The sequence below is a fragment of the Rhizobium sp. SRI_017 genome, assembly GCF_057586295.1.
On record NZ_JBYCZP010000004.1, the window covers coordinates 86,062 to 98,162 of the forward strand.

Consider the following 12,101-nt stretch of genomic DNA (forward strand, 5'->3'; position numbering starts at 1 on the left):
GTGGTGGTAATGGCAGACAATAAGCTGTTGTTGAAGCGGACTTCGGACGAGGACTTTCTTGCCGAGGACGACCCGCTGGCGGAGCTCGCGCGTATCGTAGGTTATGATCCGGCACCTGCTGCCAAGGCGTCTGCGCCAGCGCACCGTCGCGAACCGGCTTTCGATCTCGAAGACGAGCTCCTCAAGGAACTCGAAATCTACGCGCAGCCCGCGGCCACGGAAGCGGTGCCCGCTTTCGAACCAATCGCCGAACCAGTGCTCGAAGCGGTTCCTGCGGTCGAGATAGAGCTCGCTGCGCCCGAAATCCAGCCCGAGGCAGAGTCGGAGCCTGTACGCCAGCCGGTGATCCTCGAAGCGGTCGAAACCTTCACGGACGGGTCCGAGGGGCGCATCTACGAGCGGCCCGCTTCGCATCCGGTCTTCGATCTCGAAGACGAGATTCTGCGCGAATTCGCGGCCTTCGATGCCCGCCATGTCAGCCGTACCGAAGACCACGCTGTTGAGGCCGAGGTGATCCACCAGGATCCGCCGCAAGCCGCTGCTGTGCCGGTCGAACTGCATGACGTTCCCGATGTGCGGTCGATGACCGCGGCACCGATCGCGCGGGAGCACGGCCGGGATATCTATGCATCGTTCCGCGGTGATGACCTCGACGACGCCATTTCCAACGCACATTCGTCTGATCCGGAAGAGGCGGTTGCCGAGACCGTTTCAGATGTTCCGGTAGAGCTTCCGAAGGAAGAGCCTGTCTTCCACGCCGTCGAAGCTGTGCAGCCGCAGGCATGGCAGCCTGCCGAAGAGACTCATTGGTCGGACGCCCAGACGGACGTAGATAACGACCTCACTAGTGATGTTGCCACACCGCCGGCTCAGCAGGCGCAGGCCGATGAACCCGTGCAGCAATATGCCCACCAACAGGCGCCTGCACAGGCAGAATTTGTCGAACCCTCGATCGAGGATTTCGTCGAGCCGGTCGCCGAGGAACTGGTGAGCCAGGATTTCGCCGACTTCATTCCGATGGCGGAAGCTCCAGTACAGCATTTGCAGGCAGCGCCCCCGGTGCAGCCGGTCGTTGCTCCCGTTGTAGCCCCGCCCGCCACACCTGCTGGGTCGGCCCAGGACTACGGTCTGGATGCGCTCTTGGCCGAGGTCGAGCGATATCCGGTTGCTGATAATTCCGGCCGCTGGGGTGTGCAGTCCAAGCCGATTGCCGTCGAGGAGATTGCGAAAGCCGCGCCTCCGGTCGTGCAGGATTTCGTGCCTTACACTGCTGAGACCGTGGCTCCACCGCTAGAGGCTGCTCCCGTTGCCCAGGCTCCTGTCGAGAGCGAGGCCGAGACCATCTTCGAGGATGGCAATTTCGATATCGATCTCGGCGACATCGAGCTCGACCTTTCCGACCTTGATGAAGGCAAGATCGACGCGAGCCCGGAGCTTCTGTCGGAACTGGTCGACGAGCCGCTGGTGCTGGACGAGCCCGCCTTCCGGCCGGTCGCACCAAGGGCCGCCGACACTGACTATTCGTCGCTGCCGTTCGATCCCTCGCAGATCGGGCAGGAGGAAGAGACTTTTGAAGCGATCGCCGAGATGGACGTGCCCGACGTTCCGGCGGTCCATGAGGAAGAGAAGCCCGCGCCGCATCCGGAATATGACATCGACCTCGATGCCGAGATGGCGCAACTCTTCGTGACCGCAACGGCGCAATCCACCACGACGGCACGGTCCGGCCTGTCTGGCGAGGCGCCGATCAATGTCGCCGGTGCCCCGACCCGCAACCAGCAGGCTTCGCTCGATCTCGACGAGTTCGAGCGCGCGCTGGAAGAGGATTTCCGCCGGTCCTTTGCCGAGAATCGCGCGAATTCCCATCCTGACCGCGTGGCACTGGCGCCAGTCTATGCTGCGCCCGCGCAGGGCCGCAGCCGACGCGGCCTGTGGCTGCTCGCGAGCGCTGCCGTAGCCATTGTGCTTTTCGGCGGCGCCGGCGTCTATGCCTTTATGTCCGGCGACACCAAGATCCTGGCTTCCACCGAGCCCAAGGTCATTCTCGCCGATACCGATCCGGTCAAGGTTGTTCCGGAGAATCCGGGCGGCAAGCAGGTTCCGAACCAGAACAAGGCGGTCTATGACCGCGTGTCGGGCACCAAGACGGATGAGGCCAAGCAGGAAAACCTGGTGACCTCAAACGAGGAGCCGGTTGATGTCGTGCAACGCACGCTGATGCCAGAAACCCTACCGATGGATGATGATTCCATGGCGCTGGCCACGCCGACCGGTGACACCATCGATCCGCGACTGCTCCCTGACGAGGAGGAGAAAGATCGCGTGACCACGACCAACAAGGTCGTGAGCGGCGTCTCGCCGCGCAAGGTCAAGACCATGGTCGTGCGCCCCGATGGCTCGCTGGTCGAGCGCGAGGTCACGGAGGAGGATCTCAAGCAGCAGGCGGCCAATGATGCCGAGCTGATGAAGATCGCCCAGAAGGCGGCGCAGGACGCCGCCACGGCCAATGACAGCCAAGGCGACGATATCGCCAAGGCGATCGAGAATGTGCCCGAACGGCTCGCGCCGAATGATGAGACGGCCGTCACGCCGATTGAGACGATCAAGGCTAAGAGCGTCAAGATCGAGGACATCAAGCCGACGGCCAAGACCGAAACTGAAGTGGCAGCGGTCGAACCCGTCCAGCCGGTGAAGATCGAGGATGAGAAGCCCGCTGTCGCGGAGACCCCTGTTGTCGCCGAGCAACCTGCTATCGTCGAAAAGCCCGCCGATACGGCCCTGACGCCTGAAGTCACCACCGAGGTGAAGCCGACTGAAGTTGCCGTCGAAGAGAAGCCGGCCGACGTGGCAACCGAAACCAAGCCTGTCGAAACGGACGTCAAGCCGGTCGAACGTTCCATCGATGTCGATGCCCAGCAGGCGGTGATCGATCAGGCAGCAGTGGCGAAGGTTGCCGAGGCCGAGGTTCCGGCCGTCGAGGTCGAGGACGCACCGGTGCGCAAGGTGAAGACCACCAAGATCACGCCTGTTCCCGAGGTTCGCCCCGTCGACCAGCCGGTGACCGTCGTCGGCACCGTCACCGACCAAGGCACGGTCCGCTCGGACGCTGACGCGAAGCCGCAGGAAGTGGCGCTTGCCGATACGACGACGCAGCCGACCGTGGCGACTGGGTCCTATGTGATCCAGATCGCATCGCTGCCCTCGGAGGCCGAAGCGCAGACCTCCTACTCGCGTCTCTCCTCGAAGTTCGCCGGAATTATCGGCGGCCGCGGTGTCGATATCCGCAAGGCGCAGATCAAGAACAAGGGCACCTACTATCGCGTCCGCATTCCGGCCGGTTCTAAGCAGGAAGCCCAGGCGCTTTGCTCGCAATACAAGAAGGCCGGCGGTAGCTGCCTGGTCTCCAAGTAATCCACGTGATTTCCAAGACAAGGCGGGCGCTTTGCCCGCCTTTTCTGTTGGCGGCTGGCTTGCCACCATCGCCTTTTGACATCCCCTTACTATGATCGGCCAAACAGCGAATCAAAAACATGAGCGAATCGAAAGCAGTTATTCTCGGCGTTGGCGGCCTCGAACTCACGGTTGAGGAGCGCGCGCTCTATCGCGATGTCCAGCCCTGGGGCTTCATACTGTTCGGCCGCAATATCGGCGAGGCAGGTCAGATCGCCGATCTCGTAGCGAGCCTGCGCGATACCGTACACGGTGACCGCCATGCGCCCGTTCTGATCGACCAGGAAGGCGGCCGCGTCCAGCGCATCCGCGAGCCGATCTGCCCGCGCTATCCTTCGGGCTCGGATCTCGGTGCCATCTACAGGCAGGATCGCGATAAGGGACTGCGCGCTGCCTGGCTGATGTCACGACTGCATGCCTTCGATCTGCTGAAATTCGGCATCGACGTCGATTGCCTGCCGGTGCTGGACGTGCCGATCGAGGGTGCGAGTGACGTCATCGGCAGCCGCGCCTATGGCAAGAACCCGGTCATCGTCACGGAAATGGGCCGGTCGGCTGCCGAGGGCCTCAAGGCCGGCGGTGTCCTGCCCGTGATGAAGCACATACCGGGCCATGGCCGCGGCATGGCGGACTCGCATCACGAACTGCCGGTGGTCAATGTCTCCGTCGACGAGCTCAAGGCGCATGATTTCGCACCCTTCAAGGCGCTCAAGGACGAACTGATGGGCATGAGCGCCCATGTCGTCTACTCCGCGATCGATCCCTATGCGCCCGCAACCACGTCGCGTAAGGTGATCGAAGAGATCATCCGTGGCTATATCGGCTTCGACGGCCTGCTGATGTCCGACGATTCCTCGATGAACGCGCTCAAGGGCACGCTCGGCGAGCGCGCCAAGGCGATTGCGGAGAATGGTTGCGACATCGTCCTCCACTGCAACGGCGTGATGGACGAGATGCTGCAGGTGATCGAGGCCGTGAGGCCGTTGGAAGGCAAATCGCGCGAGCGCGCCCGGCGCGTGGAGGCTGCCTTTGGCAAGAGCGACGGTTCCGAGGAGGCGGCGATCCGCGCCGAATTCAACACGCTGCTTCCGGCGGTGTAAAGGGAGAGGCGGGTGGCCGATCAGGACGCAAATCCGCCAAAAGTCATCCCGCTGGAAAAACTCTGGGGGGACGCGGAGCGCCGTGAGCCCCGTGACGAAGCGGCCCTCGTCATCGATGTTGCCGGTTTCGAAGGTCCGCTTGACCTGCTGCTCTTTCTCGCGCGCAACCAGAAGGTTGACCTCACCCGCATTTCGGTCCTGGCACTCGCCGAGCAGTATCTCCAATTCATCGACACAGCGCGTCGTGTTCGCTTGGAACTCGCTGCCGATTATCTGGTCATGGCGGCCTGGCTCGCCTACCTCAAATCCCGCCTGCTGATCCCGCAGCCCGCCAAGGATGACGGCCCCTCGGGCGAGGAACTGGCCGCGACGCTTGCCTTTCGCCTTCGCCGCCTCGAAGCCATCCGCGATGCCGCTGGCAGGCTGGTTAATCGAGACAGGCTCGGCCGCGATTTCTTTCCCCGCGGCGCACCCGAGGTGATCATCGAGGAGCGCCGGTCCGCTTTCGACGCCAACCTCTATGACCTGCTCTCCGCCTATGCTTCGCTCCGCCAGCGCAATGCCGTGACCAATGTCACCATTGCCAGGCGCCGCGTGTGGTCGCTCGCGGAGGCGCGGCTGATGCTCGCGCGCCTGATCGGCGAGCTTGAGCAATGGACGGCGCTCGATCGCTTCCTGATCCGCTACCTCGCTGATCCCGAGGAGCGCACCACGGTCATCGCCAGCTCGTTTGCCGCGACACTGGAGCTCGTCCGCGAAGGGCGCATCGAGGTGCGGCAGGACGGTGCATTCGGCGCCATTTACATGCGCACCGGCGCCAATCCGGTCACCGACGCCGATATCGAGGCCATGGAGGCCGGCCATGATTGAGCCGGGCGCTGGCAACGACAATTATGAAGGTCCGTCGCTCGCCGATCTCATCGTCACCGACGAAGCGCGGACCGCGGAGGCATTGATCTTCGCGTCGGCCACCCCTGTATCGGTCAACTTTCTGACGGAGCGACTGCCCGGCGGTACGGATGTCGAGGCCATCCTCCGGGCACTCCAGGCTTTCTACGCGGGCAGGGGCGTCAATCTTGTCGCAATCGATGGGCAATGGGCGTTCCGCACGTCCTCCGACCTCTCCTTCGCGCTGCGCAGCGACGAGCACGAAGTTCGTAAGCTTTCCCGCGCAGCGCTCGAAGTTCTCGCGATCATCGCCTACCACCAGCCGGTGACTCGCGCCGAAATCGAAGACATCCGAGGGGTGCAGACGTCGAAGGGTACGCTCGACGTGCTGATGGAGGCGGGCTGGGTGCGTTTCCGGGGCCGCCGCCGCACCCCGGGAAGACCCGTCACCTTTGGCACGACACGAGACTTTCTCGATCATTTTGGCCTCGAAGAAATCCGGGATCTGCCGGGTATCGAGGAACTCAAGGCCGCCGGCATGCTGTCGGGCCGCATTCCCGCCAATCTCTCCGTGCCGATCCCGCGCGACGAGGACCTCGGCGCGGACGAGGATCCGATCACGCAACTCGACCTGGAAGAACTGGGCCTCTTGACACCGGGCGGTGAAGAGGAGGAATAAGCTCGACTTTGGCGCGGAGGCCATCCGCCTGTCGAACCATCAGCGAAGGACCTCGTCATTCCGGCCTTGAGAAACACTCGGACCACCGCAGGGGTGACGTTCGCCGCCCGGCTGAGTTTCGAAAACATCACCCACAGCTATCATGGCAAGCAGACGATTTCCGGCCTGTCGCTGACCGTCGAGCCGGGTGAGGTGCTGTGCCTGCTCGGGCCATCGGGCTCCGGCAAGACCACATTATTGCGAATTGCCGCCGGCATCGAGGCCCAGAGTTCCGGCCGCATCCTGCTCAACGATCGGGAGATTGCAGGCCCCACTGCCTTCCTGCCACCCGAGAAACGCGGTATCGGCCTGATGTTTCAGGACTTCGCGCTCTTTCCGCACATGACCATCCTCGACAATGTGCGTTTTGGCCTGACTGCCATGGAAAACAGCGCAGCGCGCAGTGAAGCCATGCATGCCCTCGGCCGCGTCGGGCTCACGCATTATGCCGACAAATATCCGCATGTTCTCTCCGGCGGCGAGCAGCAGCGTGTAGCGCTGGCGCGCGCTCTTGCGCCCCGGCCGACGGTGATCCTCATGGACGAGCCGTTTTCGGGCCTCGACTCCCGTCTCAAGGATTCGGTGCGGGCGGATACGCTCGCGATCCTGCGCGAGGCGCGGGCCACCGCGATCGTTGTCACCCACGATGCCGAGGAAGCGATGCGCATGTCCGACCGCATCGCGCTCCTACGTGACGGGAAGCTAGTTCAGGTCGGGTCTTCCGATGATCTTTACCGCCGGCCGGTCGACATTTTCGCCACATCTTTCTTCTCGGAGGTCAACCTCTTCGAGGGCGTTGCTCACGGTGGCATGGTCGAGACGCCGCTCGGTCGCTTTCCGGCAAACGGCATTTCGGACGGACAATCGGTCGATGTGGCGATCCGTCTTCAGGGCGTTCGGGTCGAAACCGATGGGTCTGGCGTGCCCGCAAGAACTATTTCGCGCCGCTTTCTCGGTGTTGTCGACCTCTTCACTTTCGCCGTAGCCGGCTGCGAAGAGCCTGTTCGAGCACGGATTCGGGCGGATGGCATACCCCAAGGCTTGCGCGACGTGGCTCTGTCCGTTAACGAACGTGACACTTTGGTGTTTGAAAAAGCCATCATTAGTGACTAAATCAGTCCAAACACCGTTATCTGGGAGTAGCGAATATGGGTAGCTTCAGCGTCTGGCATTGGCTTATCGTTCTGGTGGTCGTGCTTCTTTTCTTCGGACGCGGCAAGATTCCGGAGCTGATGGGCGACTTTGCCAAGGGCATCAAGAGCTTCAAGAAGGGCATGGCGGAAGACGAGACTGCCGATGCCTCCAAGTCTGTCGACCACAAGGCTGACGAAGTCACCAAGTGAACTAACAACGATCTGGCATCGGGCGGGGCGGGATATGCCGCGCCGTCTTCCCCGGGATATTCGACATGCTTGAAGTCGGCTGGAGCGAGCTCCTCGTCATCGCGATCATTCTGATTGTCGTGGTGGGGCCTAAAGACCTGCCGGGAATGATGCGTACATTCGGCAAGATGATGGCCCGCGTGCGTACCATGGCCAACGAATTCCGCGGCCAGTTCGACGAGGCGATGCGCGAAGCGGAGCTCGACGACGTCCGAAAGGGGTTGAGCGAAGTCAACAAATACAATCCGGCAAACTCGTTGCGCGACGCGATCAATCCGATCCGTCAGCTCGGACAGGACATCAAGTCGGATCTCCAGAAGGCGAGCGATGTTTCGGTCAAGCCCAAGGTTGATGAGGGCACGCCAGTCGCCGAACTCGCCTCTGATCCCATAGTCGATCCCGAGCCGCTCAAGGCAGAACCCGCTCCGGCGACGACCACACCTGCCAAGCCGATGATGACCGCTGCTGCCACTGTGACGCCTGCCGCGGTGGCGAGCGAGCCTGTCGTGGTGGCGAAACCGGCTGCGAAATCAGCGTCCAGGAAGAAGTCCACCGAAACTGCCGACGACTATCCGCCGCCGGCCCAGAAGGTCGTCAAGCGCAAGGCTCCCGAGCCGCATGTCGAGCATGACGTCCATGTTGTGGCGGCGGAGAAGAAGCCTGTTGCCCGTACGGCGAAGAAGACGCCAGCCGTGGTGGCGACCGAACCGGTCGCAAAGGCCGAGCCGGTCAAGGCAAAGCCCGCTCCGAAGAAGAAGACTGCTGCAAGAGCGGGTGACGCATGAGCGATATCGAAGACAAGCCGCAGCCGCTGATGGAGCACCTGATCGAGTTGCGCACGCGACTCATCTGGGCGATTGTCGCCTTCTTCGGCGCCTTCCTGGTCTGCTTCTTCTTCGCCAAGCAACTGTTCAATATGCTGGTCATCCCCTACCGGACGGGCGTGATCTGGGCGGGTCTGGACGTGAAGAGCACCGAGCTCATCTATACGGCGCCGCAGGAATTCTTCTTCACCCAGATCAAGGTGGCGATGTTCGGGGCCATGGTCATCGCCTTCCCGGTGATTGCGACGCAGATCTACAAGTTCGTGGCGCCCGGTCTCTACAAGAACGAGCGTGCCGCCTTCCTGCCGTTCCTTGTGGCCTCGCCGCTGCTTTTCCTGCTCGGTGCAGCCATGGTCTATTTCTTCTTCACGCCGATGGTGATGTGGTTCTTCCTCGGCATGCAGCAGTTGCCGGCGGAGGGCCAGGTGTCCATCCAGCTCCTGCCAAAGGTCTCGGAGTATCTCAGCCTGATCATGACATTGATCCTGTCGTTCGGGCTTGTCTTCCAGCTTCCGGTCATCACCTCGCTGCTGATCCGCGTCGATATATTGAGTTCCACGACCCTGGCCGAGAAGCGCAAATATGCCTGGGTCATCGCCTTTGTGGTCGCCGCGGTGCTGACGCCGCCCGACCCGATCTCCCAGATCGGTCTAGCGATCCCGACCATTCTGCTCTACGAGGTCGCGATCATTGCGGGCCGGATGATCGAAAAGGGCCGATCTCGCCCTGAGGTCGAAGAAAAGGCCGCCTCCTGAGGCGGCGCTCTCCCCAAATCGTGCCTTGTATTTCGCGGCCTGACGGGCCAAAACCCTCAGCATATCGGGAATCGTGAATTCCCGCGCTTTGCGTTCAAACTCATGGTGAAACCATGCTCGATATCAAATGGATTCGTGACAATCCGGCAGCGCTCGATGCTGCCCTCAAGCGCCGCGGCGCCGAGCCGCAGGCCAGTGCCCTGATCGCTCTCGACGAAAGGCGCCGCGCCATCGTCCAAAGGGCGCAGGAGATGCAGTCGCGCCGCAATGCCGCCTCCAAGGAGATCGGCATTGCCATGGGCCAAAAGAACTCGGAACTCGCCGAGAAGCTGAAGGCGGAGGTCGCCGAGATCAAGACCTCGCTACCGGCTGCCGAAGAGGAAGAGCGTCGCCTCAGCACTGAACTCACCGACGCGCTGTCGCGCATTCCGAACATCCCTGCCGAAGACGTGCCCAACGGCAAGGACGAGCACGACAATATCGAGAAGCGCCGTTCGGGCCAGAAGCCCGGCTGGAACCACAAGCCGCTTGAACATTTCGAGATCGGCGAAGCGCTCGGCTGCATGGACTTCGAGGGTGCCGCCAAGATCGCCGGTTCACGCTTCACGATCCTCAAGGGCCAGTTGGCGCGGCTCGAGCGCGCGCTCGGCCAGTTCATGCTCGACACACACACACAGGAGCACGGCTATCTCGAGGTTCAGCCGCCACTGATGGTGCGCGACGATGCAGTGTTCGGCACAGGAAGCCTTCCGAAGTTCGCCGAGGATCTATTCAAGACCACGGATGGCCGCTGGCTGATCCCGACAGCCGAAGTGCCGCTGACGAACCTCGTGCGCGAGGAAATCCTCGAATACGATCAGTTGCCGTTGCGCTTCACGGCGCTGACGCCGTGCTTCCGTTCGGAGGCAGGCTCTGCCGGCCGCGACACACGCGGCATGCTGCGCCAGCACCAGTTCAACAAGGTTGAACTTGTTTCCATCACCGATGCCGAGAGCTCGAAGCAAGAGCATGAGCGCATGACCGAATGCGCCGAAAATGTGCTGAAGAAGCTCGGCCTGCACTTCCGCACCATGACGCTGTGCACCGGCGACATGGGCTTCGCCTCGCAGAAGACCTATGACATCGAGGTCTGGCTGCCGGGCCAGGATGCCTACCGCGAAATCTCTTCCTGCTCGGTCTGCGGCGATTTCCAGGGCCGCCGCATGAATGCGCGCTACCGCGACAAGGCGGATCGCTCGACGAAGTTCGTCCACACGCTCAATGGTTCGGGCGTAGCCGTCGGCCGCGCGCTGATCGCGGTTGTGGAAAACTATCTCAACGAAGACGGCTCCGTCACAATTCCGGATGCGCTTCTGCCATATATGGGCGGTCTCAAGAAGATCGAGAAAGCGGCCTGATACGTGCGCATCCTTCTCACCAATGACGACGGCATTTACGCCGAAGGGCTGGCGGTCCTCGAACGGATCGCCCGCACGCTCTCCGACGATGTCTGGATAGTGGCACCGGAGACCGATCAGAGCGGGCTTGCCCATTCGCTGACACTTTCCGAACCGCTGCGTCTGCGCAAGGTGTCCGAGAAGCACTTCGCGTTGCGCGGCACGCCGACGGATTGTGTCATCATGGGCGTCAAGGAAGTGCTTGATGGCAAGAGGCCGGACCTCGTTCTGTCCGGCGTCAACAACGGCGCCAACATGGCCGATGACGTGACCTATTCCGGCACCATCGCCGGCGCCATCGAGGGCACGCTTCAGGGCATAAAATCCTTCGCAATCTCGCAGGCCGCGAACTATCTCGATGGCGAACGGCAGGTCCCGTGGGAAATCGTCGAGAATTATGCGCCGGATCTTCTCAAGAAGCTGATCGACGTCGAAATGCCCGACTGGACTTTCATGAACCTCAACTTCCCGAATTGCCGTCCCGAGGAAGTGCAGGGGATTGCGGTGACAGCCCAGGGTAAGCTCGACTTCGGGATCAATATCGAGAAGCGCTCCGACGGTCGCGGTTATCCCTATTACTGGCTGAAATTCGACGCACGGAAGGGCGACTTCCGCGAAGGCACCGATATCCACGCTCTTCGCGAGCGAAAGATTTCCGTGACGCCGCTCAAACTCGACCTGACTGACTACGGCCTGCTCGACCGGATCCAGCAGGCGGTGGTGTCCTAGGAGAAGCGATGCCGCAATCGATGCACGGCAAGGAAGGTTTCGCTGCACTCTGCCTCCGGCTTCGGGGCAGGGGTATCACGGCGACCGACCTGCTCAATGCCATCGAACAGACGCCGCGGCATCTTTTCACGCCGGCAGAGCACGCATCAGCGGCCTGGTCGAGCCGAACGATCCCGATCGAATGCGGCGCCTTCATGGAGGGCGTCGACCTAGCAGCCGAACTCATCGACTCCCTGAAACTCAAGCCCAGCCATCGCGTCCTGGAGATCGGCACCGGCAGTGGCTTTACCGCAGCGGTCATGGCGCGCCTCGCTGAGCGCATTCTGACCGTCGATCGCTACAAGACCCTGGTAGCACTCGCGCAGGAGCGCATGGACAGGCTCTCGCTCCGCAACGTCGTCGTTCGGCAGGCGGACGGATCATCGGGTCTGCAGGGGGAGGGCACCTTCGACCGGATCGTCGTAACCGCCGCATTCCCTAACTTGCCACGCATCTACGCCGAACAACTGGTCTCCGGTGGGATGATGGTCGCGCCTGTCCTTCAGGAGAATGGAGCGGTGCGCATGATCAGGCTGGTGAAGACTGGCAGCCGCTTCGAGCACACCGAACTGTTCGACACGCCCTACCAGCCTGTCGTCCAGCGTGTGGCCCAATATCTCTGAGCTGTCGGCGCCGGGAAAGGTAAATTCCCGTTAAGGTTATCATATTCCAATATTTTTCTTGAACGGATCGCGCCCTGTTAACCGCCGGGTAACGATAACGCGCTTTAATCAATACAAGTAAATGCGTAGCGTGGGTTCAAGTCATGCGTGCCTCAGT

The 12,101-nt window shown here is 61.9% G+C and carries 11 protein-coding genes; all 11 read left to right on the plus strand.

Annotated elements, in window-relative coordinates; genetic code table 11:
* Positions 1 to 9: 9 nt before the first annotated feature.
* Positions 10 to 3,411 (plus strand): SPOR domain-containing protein, encoded by a 3,402-nt coding sequence (locus AC2YI2_RS10635; RefSeq protein WP_487386448.1) that lies wholly within the window; start codon positions 10 to 12, stop codon positions 3,409 to 3,411.
* Between the two features lie 119 nt (positions 3,412 to 3,530).
* The gene (gene nagZ, locus AC2YI2_RS10640; protein ID WP_487386449.1) at positions 3,531 to 4,550 is read left to right on the plus strand and encodes a beta-N-acetylhexosaminidase; all 1,020 of its coding nucleotides are present in this window, start codon (positions 3,531 to 3,533) and stop codon (positions 4,548 to 4,550) included.
* Positions 4,551 to 4,562: 12 nt separating this feature from the next.
* Positions 4,563 to 5,420 (plus strand): segregation and condensation protein A, encoded by an 858-nt coding sequence (locus AC2YI2_RS10645; RefSeq protein ID WP_487386450.1) that lies wholly within the window; start codon positions 4,563 to 4,565, stop codon positions 5,418 to 5,420.
* On the plus strand, positions 5,413 to 6,117 hold the full coding sequence (gene scpB / locus AC2YI2_RS10650) for an SMC-Scp complex subunit ScpB (RefSeq protein ID WP_487386451.1): 705 nt from the start codon (positions 5,413 to 5,415) through the stop codon (positions 6,115 to 6,117). Before AC2YI2_RS10645 ends, scpB begins: the two co-directional genes overlap by 8 nt.
* A gap of 57 nt (positions 6,118 to 6,174) precedes the next feature.
* The gene (locus AC2YI2_RS10655; RefSeq protein WP_487386844.1) at positions 6,175 to 7,269 is read left to right on the plus strand and encodes an ABC transporter ATP-binding protein; all 1,095 of its coding nucleotides are present in this window, start codon (positions 6,175 to 6,177) and stop codon (positions 7,267 to 7,269) included.
* A gap of 35 nt (positions 7,270 to 7,304) precedes the next feature.
* A complete protein-coding gene (locus AC2YI2_RS10660; protein ID WP_487386452.1) occupies positions 7,305 to 7,499 on the plus strand; it encodes a twin-arginine translocase TatA/TatE family subunit in 195 nt (64 codons plus the stop codon).
* A gap of 65 nt (positions 7,500 to 7,564) precedes the next feature.
* A complete protein-coding gene (tatB, locus tag AC2YI2_RS10665; RefSeq protein WP_487386453.1) occupies positions 7,565 to 8,323 on the plus strand; it encodes a Sec-independent protein translocase protein TatB in 759 nt (252 codons plus the stop codon).
* Positions 8,320 to 9,117 (plus strand): twin-arginine translocase subunit TatC, encoded by a 798-nt coding sequence (gene tatC, locus AC2YI2_RS10670; RefSeq protein WP_487386454.1) that lies wholly within the window; start codon positions 8,320 to 8,322, stop codon positions 9,115 to 9,117. Before tatB ends, tatC begins: the two co-directional genes overlap by 4 nt.
* Before the next feature lie 113 nt (positions 9,118 to 9,230).
* Positions 9,231 to 10,514 (plus strand): serine--tRNA ligase, encoded by a 1,284-nt coding sequence (serS, locus tag AC2YI2_RS10675; protein WP_487386455.1) that lies wholly within the window; start codon positions 9,231 to 9,233, stop codon positions 10,512 to 10,514.
* 3 nt (positions 10,515 to 10,517) lie between these two features.
* Positions 10,518 to 11,282 carry a 5'/3'-nucleotidase SurE gene (surE, locus tag AC2YI2_RS10680; RefSeq protein WP_487386456.1) on the plus strand — a complete coding sequence of 255 codons (765 nt, stop codon included), beginning with the start codon at positions 10,518 to 10,520 and terminating at the stop codon, positions 11,280 to 11,282.
* An 8-nt stretch (positions 11,283 to 11,290) separates the two neighbouring features.
* Positions 11,291 to 11,944 carry a protein-L-isoaspartate(D-aspartate) O-methyltransferase gene (locus AC2YI2_RS10685; RefSeq protein WP_487386457.1) on the plus strand — a complete coding sequence of 218 codons (654 nt, stop codon included), beginning with the start codon at positions 11,291 to 11,293 and terminating at the stop codon, positions 11,942 to 11,944.
* Positions 11,945 to 12,101: the final 157 nt, after the last annotated feature.